The sequence below is a fragment of the Lentzea sp. NPDC036955 genome, from assembly GCF_055608005.1.
This window is the reverse complement of sequence record NZ_JBVJRC010000011.1, coordinates 52892-76202: the sequence shown is the minus strand read 5'-3', so window position 1 is coordinate 76202 and position 23311 is coordinate 52892. Positions and strand designations below refer to the sequence as shown.

General features: G+C 69.1%; 29 protein-coding genes and 1 pseudogene. 23 read left to right on the top strand and 7 right to left on the bottom strand.

Annotation, left to right across the window (positions count from 1 at the left end; translation table 11 throughout):
• Window positions 1-185 precede the first annotated feature (185 nt).
• The 4 genes from ACZ7CF_RS33830 to ACZ7CF_RS33815 all read left to right on the top strand — a co-directional run bounded on the left by ACZ7CF_RS33830 (window position 186) and on the right by ACZ7CF_RS33815 (window position 1424).
• Window positions 186-515, top strand: a complete 330-nt coding sequence (locus tag ACZ7CF_RS33830; protein WP_470371568.1) for a hypothetical protein — start codon at window positions 186-188, stop codon at window positions 513-515.
• Between the two features lie 44 nt (window positions 516-559).
• A complete protein-coding gene (locus tag ACZ7CF_RS33825; protein WP_470371567.1) occupies window positions 560-805 on the top strand; it encodes a hypothetical protein in 246 nt (81 codons plus the stop codon).
• 116 nt (window positions 806-921) lie between these two features.
• Complete coding sequence (locus tag ACZ7CF_RS33820; RefSeq protein WP_470371566.1) at window positions 922-1167, top strand: tyrosine-type recombinase/integrase; 246 nt, start codon at window positions 922-924, stop codon at window positions 1165-1167.
• On the top strand, window positions 1164-1424 hold the full coding sequence (locus ACZ7CF_RS33815; protein WP_470371565.1) for a hypothetical protein: 261 nt from the start codon (window positions 1164-1166) through the stop codon (window positions 1422-1424). The genes ACZ7CF_RS33820 and ACZ7CF_RS33815 overlap by 4 nt, the downstream gene beginning before the upstream one ends.
• A gap of 170 nt (window positions 1425-1594) precedes the next feature.
• Here ACZ7CF_RS33815 and ACZ7CF_RS33810 read toward each other — a convergent pair whose 3' ends face one another.
• The gene (locus ACZ7CF_RS33810; protein WP_470371564.1) at window positions 1595-2131 is read right to left on the bottom strand and encodes a YkgJ family cysteine cluster protein; all 537 of its coding nucleotides are present in this window, start codon (window positions 2129-2131) and stop codon (window positions 1595-1597) included.
• A 602-nt stretch (window positions 2132-2733) separates the two neighbouring features.
• Between ACZ7CF_RS33810 and ACZ7CF_RS33805 the strand changes: the two genes are divergently transcribed.
• From ACZ7CF_RS33805 to ACZ7CF_RS33790, 4 genes are all read left to right on the top strand, one after another.
• The gene (locus tag ACZ7CF_RS33805) at window positions 2734-3327 is read left to right on the top strand and encodes a phosphotransferase family protein (protein WP_470371563.1); all 594 of its coding nucleotides are present in this window, start codon (window positions 2734-2736) and stop codon (window positions 3325-3327) included.
• Window positions 3328-3651: 324 nt separating this feature from the next.
• Window positions 3652-4728 (top strand): tyrosine-type recombinase/integrase, encoded by a 1077-nt coding sequence (locus ACZ7CF_RS33800; RefSeq protein ID WP_470371562.1) that lies wholly within the window; start codon window positions 3652-3654, stop codon window positions 4726-4728.
• Window positions 4725-5048 (top strand): helix-turn-helix domain-containing protein, encoded by a 324-nt coding sequence (locus tag ACZ7CF_RS33795; protein ID WP_470371561.1) that lies wholly within the window; start codon window positions 4725-4727, stop codon window positions 5046-5048. The genes ACZ7CF_RS33800 and ACZ7CF_RS33795 overlap by 4 nt, the downstream gene beginning before the upstream one ends.
• Window positions 5049-5443: 395 nt before the next feature.
• Entirely contained in the window at window positions 5444-6592 is a 1149-nt protein-coding gene (locus tag ACZ7CF_RS33790) for a hypothetical protein (protein ID WP_470371560.1), read from the top strand.
• A 438-nt stretch (window positions 6593-7030) separates the two neighbouring features.
• Here ACZ7CF_RS33790 and ACZ7CF_RS33785 read toward each other — a convergent pair whose 3' ends face one another.
• Window positions 7031-7789: a hypothetical protein gene (locus ACZ7CF_RS33785; protein ID WP_470371559.1), complete on the bottom strand. Its 759-nt coding sequence runs from the start codon at window positions 7787-7789 to the stop codon at window positions 7031-7033.
• Between the two features lie 422 nt (window positions 7790-8211).
• Between ACZ7CF_RS33785 and ACZ7CF_RS33780 the strand changes: the two genes are divergently transcribed.
• From ACZ7CF_RS33780 to ACZ7CF_RS33755, 6 genes and pseudogenes are all read left to right on the top strand, one after another.
• On the top strand, window positions 8212-9348 hold the full coding sequence (locus ACZ7CF_RS33780; RefSeq protein WP_470371558.1) for a DUF4158 domain-containing protein: 1137 nt from the start codon (window positions 8212-8214) through the stop codon (window positions 9346-9348).
• A gap of 284 nt (window positions 9349-9632) precedes the next feature.
• Window positions 9633-10742: pseudogene (locus ACZ7CF_RS33775) on the top strand (Tn3 family transposase); the annotation flags it as partial.
• A gap of 95 nt (window positions 10743-10837) precedes the next feature.
• A complete protein-coding gene (locus tag ACZ7CF_RS33770; protein ID WP_470371811.1) occupies window positions 10838-11194 on the top strand; it encodes a Tn3 family transposase in 357 nt (118 codons plus the stop codon).
• A 59-nt stretch (window positions 11195-11253) separates the two neighbouring features.
• Window positions 11254-11538: a hypothetical protein gene (locus ACZ7CF_RS33765; protein WP_470371557.1), complete on the top strand. Its 285-nt coding sequence runs from the start codon at window positions 11254-11256 to the stop codon at window positions 11536-11538.
• 23 nt (window positions 11539-11561) lie between these two features.
• Window positions 11562-11816, top strand: a complete 255-nt coding sequence (locus tag ACZ7CF_RS33760; RefSeq protein WP_470371556.1) for a hypothetical protein — start codon at window positions 11562-11564, stop codon at window positions 11814-11816.
• 129 nt (window positions 11817-11945) lie between these two features.
• A complete protein-coding gene (locus ACZ7CF_RS33755) occupies window positions 11946-12362 on the top strand; it encodes a hypothetical protein (protein ID WP_470371555.1) in 417 nt (138 codons plus the stop codon).
• Between the two features lie 78 nt (window positions 12363-12440).
• Here the strand turns inward: ACZ7CF_RS33755 and ACZ7CF_RS33750 are convergent, their stop codons facing one another.
• The 4 genes from ACZ7CF_RS33750 to ACZ7CF_RS33735 are packed head-to-tail and all read right to left on the bottom strand — an operon-like array spanning window position 12441 to window position 15357.
• Complete coding sequence (locus ACZ7CF_RS33750) at window positions 12441-13556, bottom strand: ASCH domain-containing protein (protein ID WP_470371554.1); 1116 nt, start codon at window positions 13554-13556, stop codon at window positions 12441-12443.
• The gene (locus ACZ7CF_RS33745; protein ID WP_470371553.1) at window positions 13553-13906 is read right to left on the bottom strand and encodes a hypothetical protein; all 354 of its coding nucleotides are present in this window, start codon (window positions 13904-13906) and stop codon (window positions 13553-13555) included. Before ACZ7CF_RS33745 ends, ACZ7CF_RS33750 begins: the two co-directional genes overlap by 4 nt.
• 6 nt (window positions 13907-13912) lie before the next feature.
• A complete protein-coding gene (locus ACZ7CF_RS33740) occupies window positions 13913-14524 on the bottom strand; it encodes an AAA family ATPase (protein ID WP_470371552.1) in 612 nt (203 codons plus the stop codon).
• The gene (locus ACZ7CF_RS33735) at window positions 14521-15357 is read right to left on the bottom strand and encodes a hypothetical protein (RefSeq protein WP_470371551.1); all 837 of its coding nucleotides are present in this window, start codon (window positions 15355-15357) and stop codon (window positions 14521-14523) included. The genes ACZ7CF_RS33740 and ACZ7CF_RS33735 overlap by 4 nt, the downstream gene beginning before the upstream one ends.
• Before the next feature lie 310 nt (window positions 15358-15667).
• Between ACZ7CF_RS33735 and ACZ7CF_RS33730 the strand changes: the two genes are divergently transcribed.
• From ACZ7CF_RS33730 to ACZ7CF_RS33715, 4 genes are read left to right on the top strand one after another with little or no spacing between them, the layout of a single operon-like run.
• Window positions 15668-15964, top strand: coding sequence for a hypothetical protein (locus ACZ7CF_RS33730; RefSeq protein ID WP_470371550.1), 297 nt, complete (start codon window positions 15668-15670; stop codon window positions 15962-15964).
• A complete protein-coding gene (locus ACZ7CF_RS33725; RefSeq protein ID WP_470371549.1) occupies window positions 15961-16905 on the top strand; it encodes a recombinase family protein in 945 nt (314 codons plus the stop codon). Before ACZ7CF_RS33730 ends, ACZ7CF_RS33725 begins: the two co-directional genes overlap by 4 nt.
• Before the next feature lie 38 nt (window positions 16906-16943).
• Complete coding sequence (locus tag ACZ7CF_RS33720; protein ID WP_470371548.1) at window positions 16944-17612, top strand: hypothetical protein; 669 nt, start codon at window positions 16944-16946, stop codon at window positions 17610-17612.
• A complete protein-coding gene (locus ACZ7CF_RS33715; RefSeq protein ID WP_470371547.1) occupies window positions 17609-18793 on the top strand; it encodes a hypothetical protein in 1185 nt (394 codons plus the stop codon). Before ACZ7CF_RS33720 ends, ACZ7CF_RS33715 begins: the two co-directional genes overlap by 4 nt.
• 210 nt (window positions 18794-19003) lie before the next feature.
• On the opposite strand, the gene ACZ7CF_RS33710 is transcribed toward ACZ7CF_RS33715, so the two are convergent.
• Entirely contained in the window at window positions 19004-19201 is a 198-nt protein-coding gene (locus tag ACZ7CF_RS33710) for a hypothetical protein (RefSeq protein WP_470371546.1), read from the bottom strand.
• Between the two features lie 30 nt (window positions 19202-19231).
• Between ACZ7CF_RS33710 and ACZ7CF_RS33705 the strand changes: the two genes are divergently transcribed.
• From ACZ7CF_RS33705 to ACZ7CF_RS33685, 5 genes are all read left to right on the top strand, one after another.
• On the top strand, window positions 19232-19438 hold the full coding sequence (locus ACZ7CF_RS33705) for a hypothetical protein (protein WP_470371545.1): 207 nt from the start codon (window positions 19232-19234) through the stop codon (window positions 19436-19438).
• A 237-nt stretch (window positions 19439-19675) separates the two neighbouring features.
• A complete protein-coding gene (locus ACZ7CF_RS33700; RefSeq protein WP_470371544.1) occupies window positions 19676-20425 on the top strand; it encodes a hypothetical protein in 750 nt (249 codons plus the stop codon).
• A 107-nt stretch (window positions 20426-20532) separates the two neighbouring features.
• Window positions 20533-21528 carry a hypothetical protein gene (locus tag ACZ7CF_RS33695; protein ID WP_470371543.1) on the top strand — a complete coding sequence of 332 codons (996 nt, stop codon included), beginning with the start codon at window positions 20533-20535 and terminating at the stop codon, window positions 21526-21528.
• Complete coding sequence (locus ACZ7CF_RS33690) at window positions 21525-22289, top strand: hypothetical protein (RefSeq protein WP_470371542.1); 765 nt, start codon at window positions 21525-21527, stop codon at window positions 22287-22289. Before ACZ7CF_RS33695 ends, ACZ7CF_RS33690 begins: the two co-directional genes overlap by 4 nt.
• Complete coding sequence (locus ACZ7CF_RS33685; protein WP_470371541.1) at window positions 22286-22522, top strand: hypothetical protein; 237 nt, start codon at window positions 22286-22288, stop codon at window positions 22520-22522. Before ACZ7CF_RS33690 ends, ACZ7CF_RS33685 begins: the two co-directional genes overlap by 4 nt.
• Window positions 22523-23311: the final 789 nt, after the last annotated feature.

Sequence of the window (23311 nt, the reverse complement as noted above, 5' to 3'; positions counted from 1 at the left end):
CGCGCCGGTGGCCACGGTGTGCGGGTATGCGGCCCGCCACAACCGCGACGGCCGCGGTGCCGCCGCAGTGTCGGTGTTCGCCGGCGAGGACCTGTGCGGCAATTGCCATCCGAGCTGGGCCCGCACGCGGTGCTGGCGTTCGCGCACGCGACGCCCGTCCCCGACGATGTTGAGGAGGCCCGCTCGTGACCGCCGCACTGCCTCTGCCGGTTCCCTGCGTCGTCCCGGCGATGCCCGCGAAGAAGCCCGGTCCAGCGGAGCTGAGCGACATGCTCGCCAGACTCGTCCGCAGGCTGCCCGCCCTGCCGCCCAACACCGGTGACAGGTACAGGCTGCGCTCGCTGACCAGGGCGTTCCGGAGGCAGCTCAAGACGCACAACACTCGCCGCTCGTACTGGCGCGGCCTGGGGCAGTGGCTGTCGTACTGCGACTGGTACCGGATCGATCCGATGACCGCGCGGCTGCTCGACGCGGACGAGTGGCGTACGGACTGGCTCGACAGCGACTCCCTGTAGACCGTGCGCAACCGGCTCGCGCCGTCTCCGCCTGGTACCAGTACTTGATCAACAACCAGGTGTGCGAGGTCAACCCGGCCAAGCTCGTCGCGCGGCCCGAACGAGACGAGTCCGACCCCAAGATCCTGACCAGCGAGCAGATCGGGCGGCTGCTGCACTACGCCGTCGCCGAGGCCGAGCGGCTCGGTACCGAGGCGGCGCTGCGCCGGCTGGCGATCCTCGAGCTGCTGCTGGTGACGAGTGTGCGGACCGGGCGCGGTCCTGCACAAGACATACGGGCCCGGCGGTAACCTGTTCAGCACCGGCGGCCACCAAGTTCTGCGGTACCGCAACGAGGGCGGCAAGGAACGGCGTGCCGTCGTACCGCCTTGGAGCATGCGGAGCCTGTCCGCCTACCTGGCCTCGCGTGCCGCGCGAGAGCGTCGATGTCGACCAGCTGGCCGGGCTGCTGTTCATCACCATCACCGGCACGGCGCTGACCTTCCGCGACATCCACAACCTCGTCAAGGAGACGGCAACGGGTGCCGGCCTGGCGGAGGTTGACCGCATCACTCCGCACACCCTGCGGCACTCCGCGGCCTACCTGCTGCTCGGGCAGGAGAAGGGCCTGCTGGAGATTATGGACTTCCTGGGCACTTCGACCCCCGGATGACCTTGATCCACCTGCTCAAACGGGACCTGCTCGACAACAGCCCGTTGTATGGCCTGGTCGGCGCCCTCGCCGAAGCCGAGGCCAACGTGGCCCGCGAACCAGCCCGGAGCGCCCACGACCAGCGCCAGGCGGCTCCGCCGGCCGACATCGTGCCCGCGCCCGAAGCCAGCTCGTCTGTGAACACCGTGGACTCTGCCGACTCCGGTGGCGCCGTGGTGCTGACATTCCGACCTCGGCGTACGGGAACCGGAACCTAAAGCAGGTCTCGGGTACGAGATGGTCTGCGGCGGCGACCACCGGGCTAAGGCAGACCTCCGGTCGGATAGGTCGAGGACCCCGCAACGTGCGCTGCGATACCCTCGCTCGTTCACTCAATCGGACAGCGACGCGGCTTCGGGCGGTAGCACCCTCCGCAGGCCCTGAGCCGCTAAGCCTGCCGAGCTCGTGCAACGTAGGCGCGCACGCGGTCGGCAAGCCGCTCGGCGTGCGTGTGATCCCCGCGCAGCATGGGCGCGAGCAATACGGCGATCTGTGGATCGTCCTCGATCATCGCCAGGCAGATCTCGACGTCGATACCCAGTGGAGCTCCACCTGAGTGATAGGACCGCAGCTGGAGCTCCACAGCTTCAGCATCGGTCAGCCATCGGTCTCCTTCCGGCGTGCAGCCGTGCGGGCATCTCATCGCCTCGGCTGCACCCCAAATGCGGCAGATCATCGGCCTGACCCGGTACGCCGTGCAGCGCATCGTGCTCAGATCGAGCAGCGGGCACGGTGAGCTCGTGCGCTGCTCCAGCCATTCCGGAACGGGTTGCCCCGTGACTGCCGTGATGCGTGCCTGCTCGGTGCCGCTCATGTGAATGGGACTGCGGCACGTGTGCGCACAAAGTCCCTTGCACCGGACGTCCGGCACCTGCTGGTAGAGAGCGCGCAACGACCGAATCGCGTCGATGTCGAGGTCAGTCACGCTCCACACCGTACCTACGGCGATCTGCCGAGAACCGGATGCCGGGTCAGGACCTGCGAATGAGGACTGCTGCGCCGGCCGCCGGGAGCTTTGAAGGTTGCCTCCTGGCCATCGTCGGACGTGGGCATGCCCAGGGGTGCGGTGACGATACGGCTCGGCAGGCGGAGTTGACGGCGGCCCAACCGCGGTCGAACGGCCTCGTCCTCACTTCTCTGCCGACCAGTGCCCCGCGGCGAGGTCGACTGGCGAGCTGCCCGTGGATCCGGGCGAGACCCTTGGGCAGCTCGCGGCGCGTAGGAATTCGGACGTCGTGTCCTTCTACCGGCGGCGAGGCGCCAGCGCCGCCGATTCTCAGGAGCTCGCCCAAAAGGTCTGGCGCTCGATGATCACCCACGAGAGGCAGCACGAGCGACCCGCAGCTGCGCACGGACATGATGTGGCGGGGCGCGTGGGTAAATCTCATCGTCATCGCTCGTTCCCCGTAGACGCGGGGTGCGCCCTCAGCCGTGGGTGAGGATCGCAACAGTCCTCTCGACAAGAGCAGCCGGCCGCCGAGGTGCTGACGCAATCGGGCATCGGCGCGGCGGTCGCGGGCAAGCCTCGTGTGTCAGTGGCGTCGATGTCGGCGCGCGGGGTACACGTTCAGGTCCGGCAGTGCCGCGACAAGCTCCTGCCCGCCGAACTGCCCGCCCTACGTCCGCCTGGCCGACCGCATCGACGGCGCCACGTCGTTCACCGACCGCGACCGGCAGTGGCTGCGGCACCGGCTCGCGTCACTGCACCACGCCTACCACCACGAGCTACCAGCTGGCCTGCCGCCAGCCGTGGTGCACGGCGACGCGTTCCGCGGCAACGTCGTGGCCACCGAGGACGGCGAGATCGTGCTGCTCGACCTCGAACGCATGTCGGTCGGCCCACCGGAATGGGACCTCGTCTCCACCGCGCTCGCGCACACGTCCTTCGGCTTCATCAGCGAGCAGGCCTATCGCGAGTTCACCGGCGGCTACGGCCACGACGTCACCACGTGGGCAGGCTTCGCGCTGCTGCGCGACATCCGGGAGCTCCGGATGACCACCATGGCCGTCCAGCTCGCGCCCAAGGCCGAAGAGATCGCCGAGCAGGCCGCGCACCGGATCGCCTGCATACGCGGGGAGCTGGGCGACCGGCCGTGGCCGGGCTGGGTTCCTGTGCCGTAGCAACACAAGTGATCTTCGGGCGTCCAGAGCAGATGCGTGCCGTGACTGGTGCCCAGTGAAGCAGCCAGCACGTACTCAGCCAGTGGTGCTGCGCACGGTGGGCAGGTCCAGCTTCGCCTCGCCGCTGTCGACGCGGCGAGTAACCCACATGTCTTGAGTTCGTGGGTTCCTCTTGGAGAGGCCGAGGCTCTGTCGCCGCCAGGAACAGGGCGTTCGGCGGGTTCTCCGGCAGACGACCCCGATGTGATGGGTCTTCAGGATTTCTGAAGTGATCTCGCTGAAGCTGAGCCTTCGAGGGCTCAGGTGAAGGCGAGGAGGCTCGGGTTGGCGCTGGCTGTGGTGCGGGATCTCCGCGAGCGACGTGCGCCGGTCGGGCCAGAGGAACTGGCGGACTTCGAGACCGACGTGCTGGCCGGGTTCGTGCTCGCGCGGGCATCGGCAAGTCTGGCGGACAGCACGATCCGCAACGACGTCGGCCAGCTCGAACAGGTCCGAACGTGGTTCGAGCGACCGTTGTGGGACATGGAACCAGCGGACGCCGACGTCTACTTCGGCAAAGTGATGCGCGGTGCGGCCAAGGGCACCCGCCATGCCCGCGCGCAGGCGCTGACCACCTACTTCCGGTTCCTGGAGCTGCGGCACAAGATCGAGATCCACCAGCTGACCGGCCGGGTCGTCGAGTGCCCGATCGACGAGATGAACCGGCCACGGGGCGACAAGGCCGCTGCGCTGCGGATCCCGCCGACCGCGGCCGAGATGAATGGCCTGTTCGCCGGGTGGCGTGGTGATCTGGCGACCTGCCGAAAGTTCGCGCCGACCGCGCGCAACTACGCCGCCGCTCGCCTGATGTCGGAGGCGGGGCTGCGGATCAACGAGGTCCGCAGCCTGGACTTCAGCGACGTCAAGTGGGACCTGGGCAGGTTCGGCAAGCTCCACGTCCGTCTCGGCAAGGGCAGCCGGGGCAGCGGCCCGCGTGAACGCATGGTGCCGCTGATCAACGACGCGGGCCGGACGCTGCGCTGGTTCATCGAGGACGTCTGGGGCCTGTACGACGACGACCACACTCGCCCCGGCGCTCCGCTGTTCCCTTCGGAACGCCGCAACGCCGACGGATCCAGCCGCCGGGTCGGTGCCGACGCGCTGCGCACCGGCTTGGCCGAGGCCACCGCAGCGCACCTACCCGGCTGGGCGGAAACCCTTACGCCGCATGTGTTGCGGCACTTCTGCGCCAGCGAGCTCTATCTGTCCGGAATGGACCTGATCTCCATCCAGGAGACACTCGGGCACTCTTGGGTGGCCACGACGATGAAGTACGTCCACGTCCACAAGACCCGCGTTGAGGACGCCTGGATCGCGGGACAGGAACGAGCCGCACGGCGGCTGGAAGGACTGCTGCCATGAAGTGGAACCTGCGCCTGGCCGCCGCCAACCGCGGCATCTGGAAGGCCAGCGAGCTGCAACGTCGGCTCGCCGAGCACGGCCTGGTGATCTCGGCCGGGAAGATGTCCGGGCTGTGGTCGGGCGAACCGGCCAGCATCAAGCTCGACGACCTCGACGTCATCTGCGCGGTCTTGGGCTGCGAGGTCGGCGAGCTGCTGATCCCCGAACCGGAGAAGGTCACCCGCCCCGGCGCGGAACAGACGCCGAAGACCGCAGCCGCGAGTAACGCCACGGTGGTCACGCCCAGGCGCCGCGACGGGCGCTCGCTGCCACCGGCATGAGCAAGTGGGACGAGGGACGCACCGTCACCACCTGCACCGGTTGCCTGGCCTGGGGACACACCTTTGCCCGCGGGCTCTGCGCGGCCTGCTACATGTTCGGACGCAAGCACCGGCCCGGCCGTTGCCGAGGCTGCGCACGCCGCCAGCCACTGCGCAGGCACTACTGCCGCCTGTGCTGGGACCAGGCCCGGACCCTGGCTCACGCCAGCGGGAAGTGGAAGCTGACCGCGGTCGACTTCATCACCGCAGTCGACCACCACCAGCTGTTCTTCGCGAACATGGTGTCCCAGCGAGGATCCGCCATCACTCCACCTCGCCGCTACGAACGCCGCGGCAGACCACGCAAACCAGCACCACCGCCAGCGACACGCCCCTCGGCCGAGCCCGTCCAGCTGGTGCTGTTCACCCAGCGGCGCGGCACCTACCTGGCCTTCGGCGCCGCTAGCCAGCCTATGCACAACCCTTGGATCAGCTGGGCGCACCACCTGGTGCACCGCATCGGCGAGATCCGTGGCGGGACCCGCTCGACCGTGCTCGACGCGGAACGGGCGCTCACGCTCGTGCTGGCCAACCACGTCGAGGGTGACCAGGTCACCTACTCGGCCTTGTTCACCGCCCTGCGCCCTCGCTTCAGCGTCGAACGCGCCGCCGAAGTCCTTCAGGAGATGGGCATCCTGGTCGACGACCGCCGCCCCGCCTTCGAGTCATGGCTGGAGAACAAGCTCCGCAGCCTGCTCGACGGCTTCGCCGCCGAGACCGAGCGGTGGATACGGGCACTGCACCACGGCGGGCCACGCCACGCCGCCCGAACCCGCAGCACGACCCTGCACTACCTCAACGCCGTCCGCCCGCTCCTGATCACCTGGGCCGAGCGCTACGCCCACCTGCGCGAGGTCACCCGAGACGACGTCCTGGCCGCGCTGGAACCCTTCCACGGCAACAGACGACACACCGTCCTGGTCGCCCTGCGCTCGTTGTTCGCCGCCGCGAAGAAGAACGGCGCGGTCTTCAGCAACCCCACCAGCCGCATCCGCGTCGGACAACGTGCCGGCGGCGTCCTGCAGCTGCTGGCCTCCGACCACGTCGAACGCACCATGACCGCAGCGGTACGTCCGGCGGATCCGCTCATCCTCGCGCTGGCCAGCATTCACGCCGCCCGCCCAGGCGGCATCAGCGACCTGCTGCTCGACGACATCGACCTCGGCAACCGACGACTCACCATCGCCGGACGCACACGCCCTCTCGACGAGATGACCCGCCGCGCCCTGCTGCACTGGCTCGACTACCGCCGCACCCGCTGGCCCACGACCCTCAACCCGCACCTGCTGATCAACATGCGCACCGCTCTCACCACCGGCCCGGTCAGCAGCTACTGGCTCAACACCACCTTCCGCGGTCACGAGGCCACCCTCGACCGGCTACGCATGGACCGCCAACTCGAGGAAGCCCTCACCCACCGAGCCGACCCCTGCACCTGGCCCTCGTGTTCGGCATCGCCGAGAAGACCGCGATCCGCTACGCCAACTCCGCCCGCCAGCTACTAACAACCCGCAGCAGAATGCGACAATTAGCCGCAGTTCATCAACAGGAACAGGATTCTTCAATGAACACTCTTACTCCATGGCAACGCTGGCGGGTTGCGGCCGACGCTTTTCTCGCGACTCATTCCGCCGCTGGTTCTCCGGATACACGCCGTGCTGTTGTGCGGAGAGGGACGCGGAGGTTCAACATCGCCAGGAAGCGTGCGGTCTGGCCTCTGTGGATTGAGGCAGAGCCAGAGCCGAACCCGGACACCATGCTGCGTAGGCGTCTCGAATTCTGTATCGTGGAAGACGGAACTCTCGGAGTCCGCGACTCAGGCGAAAACGAGTGGGCCAGAGTGCATCCGCTACATAGCGGTGGCGATGCCTGGGGGCGGCTTGGGGTAAACTGCGGAATCGGGCTTGACCACGTTGAGAAATCGGCTCGACGGCTGGAGGAAATTATCGGTCGATAGGGATTTCGCCCGGCCGGATCCACCATGTGTTGACCACCGCGAGTACTGAGAACAGCGCGACAGCGCTGAACGCTACATATGCCAGCATGGCACCGACGAACGGAAGAGGACCTCCGTTCTCCCAAGGCTGTTCAGCGAACAGTACGCCAAAAAGCCAGAAGATACCCACTAGCGCGGGAATGAACGCCCAGGCCACGGCTGGGAATGCGACTACGTAAAAAGAAGAGGTAACGACGTCGTCAGTAGGCTTCAGATATACGATCACGAGTATTATGAGGTGAACTATTGTGTACATGGTGGCGAACCAGCCACCGGTCAGCCACCGTACCGGACCATCGTAGAACCCGCTCGCTAGTCCCGTACCCAAAGCCCACACGGCGAATAGCCACATGGCCTGCACCGCCAATAGCACGATAGTTAGAAGCGACGCCGTGATGAGCTGGACGCTTCTATAGCGACGTAGTCGCGCTCGGATCCGACCGGCAAATCCTGATACCGCGCCGCCGACCTTGACTGTGTGACGCGCGGTGTCACGAAGAAGGCTCCACCAGGTGTAGAGCGCGATTGCAGTCATTACTACTGTCGCGACAACCCCTGGCCCCCCGGTTATCCATTGCACGAGCCCATGGACTATATCCCCCCAGGACGGGGCCTCTGGGATCATGGAGTCACCGGAGTTCATGACACCCCCTGTCGCATATCCGGGCGATCCCTGCGACAGTTCGGCGATGTCCGCGTTGATCACGGTCGAGGCCGGCAGGGCTCTGACCTCACGTTCGCGGCTACCCCTCGGAGCGTTACGGACCGAAGCCCGGCCGGCATCTCCCGAACGACCCCTTGCCTGTGCGCCACCACAGTGATCACCCCAAGCTCCACGACAGTGCCCCGCGAGCGAGGGGCGATGCACGACAGGCGTCCCGTCGCGGCCTGTGCCAGCTGCTTGGGCCCCGGAGGGCAAGTCCGAGTCCGAGCACTCCGCCTCGCTTGAGGTAAACCCAAGCATGGATCATGACTCCAAGGACCGATGTGCCTCGGGTTCCCATGAGGAGCCTTCACTCTCGCTGAACCCACGGGATTCCAGGGGTCGCCGTAGTATCCGGGAAAAATCGGGCGGGTATGGCTTCGGTAGGCTTCTGACCTGGGAATTCTCTGGGTTGGGGGTTGTGGTTGTCGGCGCAGGTGTTCGCGGACGAGGAGCTGGAGCGTCTGCGGGAGTTCCCGGAGATCGGCCGCGACGAGTTAGCCCGGTTCTTCACGCTGACGCAGGCGGATATCGCGTTCGTTGATCCTGGTCGTGGGCGTGGCCCGGCGGATCGTCTGGGGTTGGCGGTGGCGTTGTGTACGTTGCCGTGGCTGGGTTTCGTGCCGGACAAGGTGTCGGCGGCGCCGCCGGTTGCGGTGGCCCGGCTGGCCGAGCAGCTCGGTGTGGATCCGGGCGAGCTGCGGTCCTACGGGAAGCGGGCGAAGACTCGGACGGATCATCTGCGGCTGGCCGCGCAGTACTTGTCGTGGCGGCTGCCGACGACGCTGGAGCTCAAGGAGCTCGACGAGTTCCTGCTGGCGCGGGCGATGGAGCATGACTCGCCGACGCTGCTGTTCCGGTTGGCGTGTGAGTACTTGATCTCGGCGAAGGTGATCCGGCCGGGTCCGGTGACGGTGGTCAAGCGGGTTGCGCACGCTCGCGCGGAGGCGCAGCGGGAGACCTTCGACCGGCTGGCGCACGAGTTCACCGACGCGCGCTGTGCGGCGCTGGACGGGCTGCTGGTGGTCGATCCCGAGCTGAAGATGTCGCGGTTGCGGTGGTTGTCGACCGGGCCGGTGGAGGCCTCGCCCTCGGCGGTGCGCGCGGAGGTGGCGAAGCTGGAGTTCCTGCGCAGCCTGGGCGCGGACACACTTGATCTGTCGGTGCTGCCAGCGGAACGGCGCCGGTTTCTGGCAACGGTCGGCCGCCGGTTGACCGGGCAGTCGCTGGAACGCCGCGACGCCCAGCGCCGGTATCCGATCCTGCTGACGCTGCTGACGCTGCTGGCGCAGTCGGCGGTCGAGGTGCTCGACGAGGTGGTGCAGCTGTTCGACCAGGCGATCTCGGCGCGGGAGAGCAAGGCCGAGCGGAAGATGCGCGACGCGCTGGCCGAGCGGGGCAGGGCCGGTGAGGACCGGCAGGCGCTGCTGGACGCGATTCTGGCCATCGTCGGTGACCCGGCGGTGGCGGACGAGGACGTCGGCGCGCTGATCCGGGGCGAGCGGATCGGCTGGGAGCGACTGCGCCGCGCAGGCCACCGCGCTGCCGAGGTTGCCTCGTGATCATAGGCACCTGGCCGCGCTGGACGGCTCCTACGGCTATCTGCGGCAGTTCACCCCGCACGTGCTCGCGGCCGTGCAGTTCGCCGACGGCACCGCGGCCGCGGATCTGCTCGCCGCGGTCGACGTCCTGCGCGACCTCAACGCCTCCGGCACCCGCCGCGTCCCGGCCGGAACACCGGACGGGTTCGTGCCGGCGCGGTGGCGCGGCTACCTGGAGACCGCGGCGAAGCAACGCCTACCGGCACTACTGGGAGCTGTGCGTGCTGCTGGCGCTGCGCGACGGCATGCGCAGCGGGGACGTGTTCGTGCCGGGCTCGCGCCGCTACTCCGACCCGGCCGCCTACCTGCTCACCTCGGACAAGTGGAACCTGCAGCGGACGGAGTTCTGCCAGCTGGTCGGCAAACCGGCCGACCCGGCGCGGGCGCTGGCTCAGGCCACCGACGAGCTCGACGAGGCCCTCGACGGCCTGGAGCAGGTCCTCGCCGCCGGCGACGGCCCGGTGCGCCTGGACGACGACGGCGATCTGGTGATCTCGCCGCTGACCGCGGAGGACGTGCCTGCCGAGGCGCTGGCGCTCAAGGCGGAGCTGACGGAGATGCTGCCGTTCGCGCCGATCGTGTCGCTGCTGATCGAGCTGGACAAACGCACCGGCTACCTGGACTGCTTCACCCACGCCAGCGGCAAGCAGGCCCGCTCACCCGAGTTGAAGCGCAACCTGATCGCGGTGCTGCTCGCGCACTCCACCAACCTGGGCTTGACGCGGATGGCGGAGGCCTGCGGGATCTCCTACGACGTGCTCGCCTGGACCAGCGAGTGGTACGTGCGGGAGGAGACGCTGCGGGCGGCGAACCTAGCGATCATCGGCTACCACCAGCGGCTGCCGCTCACGCCGGTGTTCGGCACCGGCACGCTGTCCTCCTCGGACGGACAGCGGTTCCCCACGCGCGGGAAGTCCGTGACGGCAAGGGCTTTGAGCCGGTACTTCGCCTCGGAAGGGCTGTCGACGTACACGCACGTCACCGACCAGCACACCCCCTACGGCACGAAAATCATCGTGGCGACCAAGCGCGAGGCGCACTACGTGCTCGACGAGATCCTCGGCAACGCCACCGACATCCCCGTCACCGAACACGCCACCGACACGCACGGCGTCACCCTGGTCAACTTCGGCCTGTTCGACCTGCTCGGCCTGCAGCTCTCACCCCGCATCCGCGACCTCGAGAAGAACACCCTGTACCGGGCGGGATCGCGGGCGCAGACCGAGGACCTGTTCCCGCACACCGGGCCGCTGCTCACGCGCAAGCTCAACCTCGACCTGATCGCCGAGCACTACGACGACCTGCTCCGGCTGGCCGGGTCGCTGAAGTTCGGCCACGCCACCGCGTCGCTGCTGGTCGGCAAGCTGTCCGCGTCCAGCCGCCAGAACGCGCTGGCCGCGGCGCTGAAGGAGTACGCCGCTACCTCACCGACCCGGCGTACCGGCGCAAGATCTCCCGGCAGCTCAACAAGGGCGAGTCCCTGCACGCGCTCAAGCGGGACCTGCTCTACGCGCACGAAGGCGCGGTGCGAGCGCGTCACCTGGAGCAGCAGACCGAGCAGGCCTGGTGCCTGACGCTGGTGACGAACGCGGTGATCGCCTGGACCACCGAGTACTACGGCCTGGCGGTGGAGTCGATGCGCCGGTCCGGGCGCCGCATCGACGACGAGGTGCTCGCGCACATCTCTCCGGCGCACTCGGAGAACATCAACTTCTTCGGGGCGATCGAGGTCGACATCGAGGGCGAACTCGCCCAGCTCGGCCCGACCGGCTACCGGCCCCTGCGGGTCCGCGACACCCTGTTCTGAGCCCGGCGGCACCCGCGCGGCGGCTCGGCGTGCCGCGCGGGTGTTGGGACGATGGCGGGGTGGACGACACCGAAGAGCTGGATCACCAGCAGATGGCCATCGAGTTGTGCGACGGGTTCACCCCGCACGACGTGATCGGTCTGCAAGGACTGGACCAGGATGCGCTGGTGGCGCAGTACGAGGCCCGGCAGACGCTGTTCGACTACGTCGACGCGTTGTGGGTCAAGGCCAAGAACGACGGCCTTGACCCCGCTAACGATCCGCGGTTCTCCGCCGTCGCGGGCCTGCGCGATCTGGCCCAGGAACTGCTCTCCAGCGCCGAGAACGCCGGCGGCGGCGACTAACCCCGAGGAAAGGGACACCTGCGTTGATCCACGTCATCTACTCCCTGCGCGGCGAGGACGGCGACAGCCGTGACGAGGAAGTCGAGCAGTCTCCGCACGTGCCACGCGTCGGCGAGTTCGTCTGCTTCGACCAGCAGCGCTCGTACCAGGTCATCGACGTGCTGTGGCAGCTCGGCGGCGACAAGCCGTACGTGGTCGTGACCGCCTGCGAACTGAACTGGCACAAGCACTTCGCCAAGGTCACCGTCGACTGGGAGGCAGCCCACCCCGACCGGTGACCGGCGCTGCCCGCGGCCGGCACGTAACGCCGCAGGCCCTGTTGTCCGATGCACTTCAGTGACAGGCCCGGCACGCTCGCCCCCCGACGTGCCGGGCCTTCCGCATGATCCCGGCCCTACGGTGAGGCCATGAAGTGGTGGCGACGCAGGTCGGGCTCCGGATCGGACACTCCTGCGACCGGAGCGGGCGAACCCCAGCCAGTGCCGCGTCCGTCGGCGCGCGCCATGGCCGAGGACTGGTTGCGGGCACTGACGATCACCGGGGAACCCGGCATCACGCCGCGGCGGGCGATGGAGCTGATCGCCCAGGTCAACCAGCCGGAGACGCTGCGCGTCGAGCTCCGTACGCCGCTGCCGGCCGGCGATGTGGCGGTGTTGGAGGACTCGCTGGCCTGGTACGCCGACGTGCGCAGCCGCCAGGCCGGGGTGAACCTGTTCGTCGAGGGCCTGCTCATCGAGTGGCTGGCCGAGGCCTCCGGCCAGGACCGCAGCGCGATCATCCAGCGCCTGGCGCTGGAGGTCGAGCGGCTGCTGCCGCCGGAGTAGACCGCACCTGGGACATGACGCGGCCCCACCGGAGGAGATCCCGGCGGGGCCGCGTGTGGTTCGCCTGCAGCGTGGGTGTCAGGCGGGCCGGGGCGGGTCGACCAGCTCGATGCCGATCGCCACGACCCCGAGCGCCTCGCGCTCGGGCGGGTAGATCTGGCGGATGTTGGCGAGTTGGTCCTCGCGGGTCGCGGTCGGGTTGACCGAGGCGACCGGCTCGTGGTCGAACATCTCCTCGAACGAGGCGTAGCGGTTGACCTTGGTGACTCTGGTCAGGACGTTGTCGCCCTGGCAGTTGAACCGGATCAGCGAGCCGGGCTTGATGTTGCGGCGACTGGAGTCGTTGACCCGGATCTCGGTGGTCTTGCGGCCAGTGGCGATGAGGTCGAAGTAGCGCTTGTAGATGCCCATCTCGTGGGCGCGGACGATGGGTTCCGTGGGGCGCTGGGTCATGAGTCGGCCGAGTTCCTTGACAGTGAACGAGCGGAAGAAGTGCTTGGGGTCGGTGAGCAGCTCGCCGACCAGCCACACGAGGGCGTCGACGTAGTCGTCCACCGACCCTGGCCAGGCGGTGGTGTCGAGCATCCATGGCTCGACGTCCGGCGGGAGCGCGGCGCGTCCCTGTTCGCGCAGCAGCGACTTCGACAGCTTCGCGCCGGTCGGGGCGAGCACCTGCGGGGTGAACACCCGGATCGGCATCCGCGTCGCCGGCGTGCCCAGGGCACCCAGCGCCCCGTCGACGAGCTGGCAGCCGAAGGCCCAGTCGCCGCCCTTGAGCATCACGTGCAGCACGTCGGTGTCACGGCCGAACGCCCGCTCCTTGACCAGGTTCCGGTACAGCGTCGCGAGGTCCAAGTAGGGCGCGTCGTCCTCGGGATCGATGTGCACCTCGTAGCCGCCGTGGTCAAGGCACACCGCGCTGAAGGTGGCACCGTCCTCGTCGAGATGGGCGAGTTTGGTGCGGTCGGCACGCTTCTCGGCCCACCCGCACTCCGGGCACGGCACCCGGATGTGCACCACCCCGTGGCTGGGTGCCATCCACCAGCGGATGTCCTCCAGTCGTTCGAGGGTGCGCAGAAACTCCGCCCGAAACCCTGGGGTGGCCTGCTGGTCGGTGTAGGTCTCCACCGCGTACTCGGTGTCGGTGGCTTCCGACAGCGAGGCGAAGAACGCCTGGTAGTAGCCCTCGATCACTCGCCGATCTTGTCCTTGCCCAAGGCGTGGAAGTAGGTCCGCTGATAGGCGTGGTGCGTTTCCGGGTCGAGCTCGACGGCGTACGGCGCATTATCGAGCGCGCCGAACCGCACGACGGTGTCGATGGAGAACTCGCGGCGGGCGATCTTGGCGAGCAGGACCGCCGCGGTCTGCACCAGATTCGTGCCGAGGTGCGGGGCGCCGTTGATCTGCGTGCCGACCACGAACTCGATCCGCCTGGGCCGGGCGGCGAGCACGCGCGGGCGCAGCAGGTCGACCGAGCGCAGCAGCGCGTTGGCCAGGATGCTGTTCGGCGAGACCAGCAGGCCGGGTTTTCCGTTGCGCGACAAGAGACTTCACGCTCCTCGGCTGGGTTTGGGCAGGCGCAGGTTGGCGCAGATGAAGTCCAGCCGCGCCGTCGCGGAGTCCGGGGCGACGAACACCGGCTCGTAGCCGGCGTCGTAGTAGCCCTGCACGACCAGCTCGTGCACCCGGCGGATCTCCCGGTCCTTGGCCCACACGATGTCGTCGGGGTCCTCGAAGGTGTCCAGCGGATCCAGCACGAAGATCGCGTCGTAGCGGTACTGCTTCGTCGCCTCTTCGAGCTCAGGCGTGGGCTTGAGGCCGAAGAAGCCCTCCCAGCCGTAGCCGTCCGGGATGCCCCGGTTGTAGAACCGCACGCCGTGCAGGTGCGCGATGTGCTCGGCGATGAACGCCTCTAGGACCTCCAGCGAGTACTCACGGCGGTCTTCCTTGCGCAGGTGGCGGCCGAGGCGTTCGCGGTGCTTGCGGTAGATCTCGCGGCCGGGCTCGTCGACCATGCACGGGATTCCGGCGGCGTGCACCGCGGCGATCAGGTCGTCCTTGCCCGAGGACGGGCCGCCAGTGATGACGTAGCGGCGCGGAGGTCCGGCCGCCGCAGCGGCGAGCGCTATGGACAGCTCGGGGTTGATGCTGGTCACGGTCATCCGTTCTGGTCGGGGTCAGTCGGGACAGGGGTGCTTGACACAGTCCTGGCCTGCTCGGGGGATGGGAGTGCGGCCAGGAAGCCTTCGGTCCAGGTGTTGCCCAGGCCGGTCTCGCCGTGCAGGTGCGCGACGAACTGCTCGCGGCTCGCGCCGCCAGCGGCGGCCTCGGTCAGCCGCGAGGCATGCCCGGCGGTCAGCGTTGGGGTCCACCCGGCTAGCGCCACCAACTCGTCGACGTCGAGGTCGGGTGCGAAGGCGGTGGTGTAGCTGATCGCCTCGGCACGGGCAGCGGCCCACCGCCAAGCAGCGGTCACCGCGGCGCGGATGATGTCGGCGCGGTCCGCGCGGAGGCTGATCAGCCGTTCCACGGTGAGCAGTTCGGCGCGGGCGGCGTAGATCGCCGACCACAACAGGGACAGTTGCGCTTCGTGCTCGGCGACCTCCCACGCGAACGGGTCGGCGATCACCGGCTGGCGCGTGGTCACCGGCGCGAGCCGGGGCGCGATCAGCGGCGAGCGGGTGAACCGGTCGGCGTCCGCGAGCAGCTCGGCGGCCAGCGTCGCCACCAGCTTCGGCTCGACCCGCTTGCGGAAGTGGTGCACCTCGTGCCCGGCCTGCTCGGCCGCGAACTCGCGGCGCACGGTCAGGTTCATTCCCGGCACGGCCGGCGGCAGGCCAAACAGCGCCCGCGCCGCCGCGGCGTACCGGACGTCCGGGAACCGGGCCAGCAGACCACGCAGCGTGCCGTCCAGCGCCGCGATCCGGCTGGCCTCGTCACCGGGGTCGACCGCCCGCGCGAGCACGCCGCGCAGCTCCAGCAGCACCGGATCCACCGCCGCCAAGGTCACCGGCAGCCCGCGCCGCATCAGCCGCGCGACAGCGTCGCCGACCTCATCCTTAACTGGGCCTTTTGTGGGCATGGGTCGCGTGAAGCACGATGCCCACAAAAAGCCCAGTCCTTCGGCCGGTCGAGACGCGTGCGTCGTCTCGGTGATCAGTCTCTTAAACGATCGTTTTCCGGACCCATGTTCCATCGGGACGAAAGACCAGGTAAAGTCAGTCCATCAACGCCGTCCGGAAATCAACGTCCAAGAATTTCTCTGGATACCTTTTTGGACTGATGACAACGGGAAGGTGGCGCCGATGGCGATCGCGACGACACCCAGCGGGCGGACGATCCACTGTGACGGGTGCGGCGCACCGGTCGAGGCGGTCACCGAGCCGATGAAGCACCCGGTGCCGCGCGAGGTCGCCCTCGCCGTGTGCGGCAAGGAGAACCTGATCTACATCGTGTGCGCGCCGCTGCCCGACGGCAGCCAGCCGTGCCTGGAACTGGCACAGCTCGCCGACTGGCTTTACGAGCGCCTGCGGTGCCGGGTGCCCGGCTGCGTCGGGCACCGTTGCCAGGCGACTGGTTCCGGCGAGGACGGCCGCCGGTGACCCGCTACGGCTACGCCCGCGTCTCCACCCGCGAGCAGCACCCGGAAAGCCAGTTCGACGCGCTAACCGCCGCCGGCGTCGCGCCGGAGAACATCGTCATCGAGAAGCTCTCCGGCAAGCTCGCCTCCCGGCCCAAGCTCGACCAGCTCCTCGATCAGCTGGAGTCCGGAGACCAAGTCGTCGTGACCCGGCTGCGCCGCATCGGCCGCAATCACCAGCACCTGCTCGACCTGGCCAAGTGGTTCGAGGAGCACGAGGTGGACTTCGTGGTCCTGGAGCAGGGCATCGACACCTCCACCCCGATCGGGCGGCTGTTCTTCCGGTTCATGGCCGCCCTGGCCGAGTTCGACCGCGAGGCCGTCGTCGAGGGAACGCTGGAAGGCCTCGCGTCGGCCCGCTCCCGTGGCCGCGTCGGTGGCCGCCCCGCGAAGCTCACCCAGCGCCAGCTCGACCAGGCGCAGGTCATGTACGACAGCGGCGAGCACACCGCCGAGGAGATCGCCAAGGCGTTCCACGTCGGCCGCTCCACGCTGTTCAAGCAGCTCGCCGCCCGTCACGACGGCCGCGACTGCGCGCTGGTCGTCTACCGCAACACCCGCACCCGCAAGGTCGACCCCGACACCAATCGCCGCTACGGCGAGACCGGCGCCAGCGAGAAGGTCCAGCTCGACGCCGACCGCAAATGGTTCCCGATCGCTCCGGACCGCCGGCCCCGGCTCAAGGCGATCGTCTACGTCGTCGACGGCGTCGTGGCCCGCGTTCGCGCGGTCGAGTCGGACCTGTCCAAGTGGGACACCGACGACCGCGGCTACGCCGACGTCCCCGTCACCGCCCCGCTCAACGAGCTGCAGATCGCCCAGCAGCTGCCCACGCTCGGGCTCTTGCTCGGCGATCCCCGACCGCACGTGCGCGGCCGGATTCGCGAATACCTGTCCCTGTAAGGAAAACCGCGCCGACTACCCGAACGGAGACGCGCACGATGGGCGATCATTCCGCGAACACACCGACGCTGACCCGCGCGCAGGCCGCGCTGCTGCGCGCCGTCGCGGAGGGCAACGTCGGCGGTGCGATGTACTACGGCAGCATCGACGGTGGACCTCGGCGGCGGCTCGTCGAGCGCGTCCGCACGCTGGACCGGCTCGGACTGATCGACCCGCACGGCGTGGCGATGAAACGCGGCGAACCGATGCCACCGGACGAGCGGTTTCCCGACTACCACGTGGTCACCCTCACCCCCGCTGGTCGCCAGGCTCTCGGGACCGCCGCACTGCGCCCCGCACCGGCCGAGTGGCACGGCGGCGACACCGCGCTCGCCGCGCTGCCGCACGGCACCCCGCTGCTGCGGCGGGGCCGGTTGCAGGCCGCCAGCCGGGACGCGAGCTGGCTGGACCGGCCCGACGTGCACAGCATCAAGGCCCGCCACATCGCCGTGGTCTCGCACGAAGTGATGGCGGCCGGCGGCATGGTCGGCGTGGCCGCGGCGTGCGATCCCCGCCGGATCATGCTCGCGGAGGACCTGGTCGCCGACGCCACTACCGTGCATCCGAACGGGCAGTGCCGCCGGGCCGCGTGCCGGGCGCTGTTCCAGGCTTCCCACCGCGACGCGGGCGAGGCCAGCGGGCGCCGCCAATGTGGATCGGTGCGATGAGCGGCAAAGCGGAGCAGGCTTGGGCTGGGCTCAACGCCCGGCAGCGGCTGTACCTGTCGACCATCCTCGACTTCGACCAGGCCGCGGAGGCCGACATCAAACGGCTGCAGGCCAAGCGGATGCGCGTGCCACCGGCGGCGGAGTGGCGGCTGATCACCTACGACATCAAGCTGCCCAAGGAGATCGTCGGCTACAGCTCGGTGCAGTCGGTGCTGCGCAAGCAGGGCGAGCACGACAGCGGCGCCGGGTCGACGCTGGCCGCGCTGCGCCGGCGTGACCTGGTGATTGTCGAGTACGACCGCGTGTACGTGCCGCTGGCCGGGATGGTGGACCGGATCCGGGTCCGGCTGACCACCGCCGGTCGCGCGGCGGCCAAGCACGGCGCGGGCATCACCGCTCCGGCCAGCCCGCCGAAGGGACTGATGTCGCGGTGGTCGCTGCTGGCGCTGGCCCGCCTGTACGCGGCCGGAGACCGCGGCCTGTGCAACGAGACCACCTGGGACCGCGAGGACCGCGCGCCGTCGTGGAACACGCTGCTGCGCCTGCGCGACCGCCGCGACGGTTCGCTGATCGAGGAGTTCAGCGCCGACTGGCCCGACCAGGACCGCCGCATGCTGCGTCAGCATCGGGTTCGGCTCTCCTCGCTGGGCCGCCAGCACTTCGCCGTGCACCGGGCCTGCTACGCCGAGCTGTACCCCGACGCCGATCTCCCGCAGGCCGAACAGGTCGACGGCGCCCACCGCGGCTTGGCCGATCACCGCACGCGCAAGCCCGCGCACCTGCTGCGCGATACCGACCTGCGCGTGCTGGCGAAGCTGGTCGCGCTCGAGGAGTCCGGCTCCTGCTACCTGCGGAAGGTGGTGATCGAGGCGTACGAGCGGCTCGGCGAGTCCGCGCCCGAGCAGGTGCACGCGATCCCGTCCGGCCTGCTGCGCTGGCAGGTCAAGAACCTCGCCCACAGCGAGAAGCCGATCGACCGGCTCACCGCCCACCCCGGCGGGCCGCTGGTCGAGGTGATCGACGTGCCGAACAGCCCGCACCACCTCACCACCCGCCCGACCTTGCCGCTGGTCGTGCTCACCCAGCACGGCCGCGACCACTACCACCACCACGCCGACGAGTACCGCCGCACCTATCCCGATCTCACTCTCGCCGACACCACAGGAGCGTGCGCACCATGATCACCCCGCCCAACGCCATGCCGCTGGCCCGCAACGCCGTCTACCGAGTGGGCCGGCGCTACATGTCGTCCTGGCAGGCCACCGCGCCTGTGCTCGACGCTGCACCGACTGGCCAACAGACAGCATCGCCAGGACGCGCATGGGACAACGCCACGCGCACAGCACCAGCGTCAGGCCCTCCTCGCGATGCTCCGGAACAGGGTGAGTGACTCAGCGCCGGTGCTTCGCCGTGATCGCCGTCAGGTCGATGCGGACGAAAGCGTCGTCGATCTCCGCAGCGACGTCCTCGCCGTCGGCCCACCCGTCCGCGAACACCTCGTCGTCCTCGATGTACAGCCCCACCGGGTCGAGCAACCGGTTGAGCTCGCCGACGCCAGCGAGACCGTCGGCACGCCGGCGATCTACCACCAGTTCACCCTGGACACCGTCAGACCGGTCGTGCGTCACCGCATCGGCGCCATCACCATCACGTGCGACGTGAACGGCCACGCCCGCATGACCGAGGTTCCCCGGCCACGCCAACGGCACCGCGACCGCCTACGCACCGCACGCATGCTCGCCCGGACCGGAGCCGACATTCCCTCGGTCGATGCGCTCGACGAGCTGATCGTGCAGCTCCAGTCGAGCAACACCCCCACCGCGTAGATCCCCGTCCCTGTGCGGGCGTCAGGCGACAGCGGTCGCTACTGCCATCGAGTGCCGTCTACTAACTGACCTCCGTTGACGGACCGCGGGGCACGGTAGCGAGGATTCCCAGACGCCCGGCAAAACACACATTGTCGTCGATCGACGACCGAGGGGATTGAACCATAGGTGCAACACCGATTGCACGTATGGTTCAATGCCGGTGTATGTGGCTGGCTCAACACCCGAGGAGTGCTCGTGCGGATCATCGACTCGACCTTGGTGCCAGCGGATGCTGAACTGCCCGAGGGGTACGCCGAGGTGATCACCGCGGCGGTGCTGGCAGCCTGTCCCGAGCGGGAGAGCTGGGCTTGCGACGAAGTCGGCCAGCGCAGTCATCACGTGCTGCTGACCCACTACGCCGGTCCTGACGGGCAGGTGCGCTGGGCGGTGCGAAGCGTGGACCCCGACAACTGCGAGGTGCGTGACTTCCACGACCGGGTCGCCGCGGAGGCCAGCTACGAGGACGAGGTACGTCAGCTGGCGGCCTGCAGCGACGTCCCGGTCTGGGACCACACCGACGTCCAGGACGTCCCGCAGGCGCGCTACACGCTCGTGCTGGAGCACCTCGAGACCGACAACGACGGGCGGCCTGCCGGATGGGTGGTCAGCCGGCGGCACGAGGCAACCCTGGGGATCTTCCTGCCGGACCTCGACGACAACCCCGGTTCGCTGCAGGCCGTAGCCGAGGGTTGGCTGCGCTGGGCGGCAGCGGAACAGGCGCTGGTCAATCAGGAGGTCGTGCTCGCGCGCGCGGCCGGCTACCCCGCCAGCGTGGCCGGGGGCGTCTACCGGCCCGCGCTGCGAATCACCGTCACAGGCCACAGCGATCCCGGTGAGGTGACGCTGACCGAGCACCTGCCGGTGGTAGCACCTCCCACCGTCAGCCAGGTCAACGACTACGTCGCGCGCCTGGAAGCCGTCCTCCAGGACTGCGACGCCCGCTGACCCGCGCGGCGACCGCACCGCGGCCGCTCGCCTACGGGAGCGTCCGCTGTGGTCAGTCAGCCTGTGAATGCCCCTGTGACTCAACCTTTCCCCAATGGAGCGTCGGAATGTGGAAGTCGGTCGAGGCGCTGGCGTCGATCACCGATCCGCGAAAGCGGTTCGACCAGGCCCGCGCGGCAAGCCGGGCCGCTCACGCGGCGTATCAGCGAGTGGAGGCCGCAGCCGCGGCCGAACTGGTCGCCGCGCACGGCGGCAACATCAACAGGGCGGCGAGCGAGCTCGGCGTGTCCTTCAACGGCTTGAAGAAGATCCTGGCCAAGGACACCGCTACCGACCCGCCCTCGGCCACCCATCATGTCGTTCAGGCCCAGCCCGCCCTGTGGTTCGCCGACGCCGACGCCGCTCTGGACGCGCTGCAGGACTGGGCCCTGCGCCGCCAGGAGGTCGCCGACACCGAGGAGGTGTTGTTCCTCGGCGCGCTCGCGGTCGGTGTGGACCCGCTGACCATGCACGAGCAGGCCGGCGTCAGCCTCGACCGGCTGCGCAGGATCCGGCCCCAGGGCAACATCGTCGTCTCCGCGCTCAAGGCCGGCGACCACGACGTGCTCCGCGGCTTCGCACAGGGCCTGATCGAGCACGGCAGGCACCTCGCCGCGCAAGCCGGCGAACCGGACGCGCCTGCCGGGAGTGCCGTGGCCGCGCGGGTCTGGCAGCACGTCGCCACCCGGATCGCCGGCAACATCGCCGACGAGCTGCTGCTGCCACCCAGCACGGTCGACGCCGCCACGTTCGGCGACCTCGACGACGACGCTAACCTCACCCGCTACCTCGCAGCGCTGGAGCAGGAAACCGACGACCGGCCCGCGACACCCTGGCGGCCCGAACCCCTCGCCGTGACCGCCGGGCCCGACGCCTGGCTCGCGCAGTTGCAGCTCGACCTGCTGCGTCTCGCCGACGAGCCCAGCACCCCGTTCAGCGCCACCGATGACCAGGGCCAGGCAGCGGAGCGTGCTGCCGTGATCGCGGTCTACGCCTCGATCGCAGCCGCGATCGACCGGCTGCGCCGTACCGGTGTCGTGCCCCGCTTCGGGGACCAGGCATGACCGCCGGCGCGCGCTTCATGCTGGCACGGGCGAAGACGGCCGACCTGATCAAGGCCCGGCATGTCCTGGCCGCCGAACAGGACAACGACCGCAATGACGGCGGCGTCCTGTGGCTGGGCGCTGTCGCCCCGCCCCACGATCTCACGAGGAACTTGCGCGTGCAGGAACGCGGCGCAGCCAGTGCCGTGATCACCTACAAGCTTCACTGCGGGGACGCCGCCGAGACCGTTGAGCGCTTCGGCCTGCAGGCACAGGTGCTCGCGGTGGCATATGCCCACAGCCGTGCACGCGGGCATCGAAGCTATTCGGCCGGGATCGTCCTGCTCGCGGGCGAGATCGCCGCACGTGCGATCCACCGCGACCTGGTCGCCACACACGGCGAAGAACTCGCGCGGCCACTGGCAGACCTGATCGCCACCATCTGGCCTCTGACCCGCGACGATCTGCGCACCCGCCGCGGGTCCGGTTATCCCCCGATGCAGGTTGCCCGCATGTTCGCCGGACCGTGCCGCGACCTGTTCGAACCCTGGCAGACCCGAGCACTACAGCCGCTGCTCAGCACCTACACGCCCGCCAGCCGGATCGCGCGGGAAAGCCTGGCCGTCGCGCTCACGGGCATGGCGCGGATGGCCTGCGAGTGCGTGACGCCGCTGCTGAAGCACCGCAGCGAGCACGTCGTCGCGACCCGCAACGACATCCTGACCGCGCGGACGTCCCGGCGACCAGGCCACGCACACGACCTCGGCGGGGGAGAGCGATGAGGGCACGCACGACCCGGCGGCAGCACCTGATCATGAGCACACTCGGCTGGCCGGCGCTGTGCTCGGTGGTGATGCTGGTCGCCATGTCGGTGACCCTGCGCCTCACCGACGACCGCACCGTGATCGCCGTCCTCGTGCCGACAATCCTGGTGTCCGGGCTTGCCCTGCTGGCAGCCGGGTGGCGGATCACTGAACGAGAGATCGAGCAGTGGGAACGCGAAGGGCGACCATGAGCCTCAAACCCTCCACCCGCTACCGCTACGGCGAACGCACCCGGCACGCCCGCGCCGAGCACACCCGGCAGTCCCGCGAGTGGCGCCGCACGCTCGCCGACGCGGCGTTCCCGCTGACCTCGCAGCAGAAGTTCCTGCGGCTGCTGTGGCGGGGCGGAAGCCTCCCGGCCGCCGCCGCACGCGTGGACCAGACCGTCATGGCGATCTACGGCCGCATGCGGTGGGACCGCGAGTTCGCCGAGCTCGTCGAACGCGCCCTGACACGACTGTGCCGCGACAACCCGGCGACGGCCCTGTCCGTAGGTCCCGGCGGTTCGCAGTGCACACGGGTCCAGACCCGCAGGTCCAGCTCAAAAGCGGCCAGCAACCGGGGCAGGCGCTCGAAGTCGCCGCGCCAGCGATCGCGAGCAGCTCTGCGCACCGCGCCATGGACGTCGATCACCTTCGATGTCAGCGTCCAGGAGATCTTCACGACCCGGCAACCGCGGTCGCCACCTACGGCGTTGAGCGCCCGTTCCTCCTGTTCACCCTGCTCAAGCACCTGGTCGACACGCCGCTCTCGTTGCCCTCATGGCGGGGGAGGTGTTCTCGCCGGGAGAAGCGATGTCGCCCACGGCAGCGCCGAATGTCGGCATCGGCCTTGGAAGGTGCATGTGACTTCCGGTCAGGCAGACCGGGGAGCACGAGGACCATCTGCCGTACCAAGCGGTCGAGCAGCGCTGCAGCCGGAGACAGCGGGCTTGACGCGACGCGGGACCTGGATGCAAAAGCGGGTTGGTGCAGATAGCT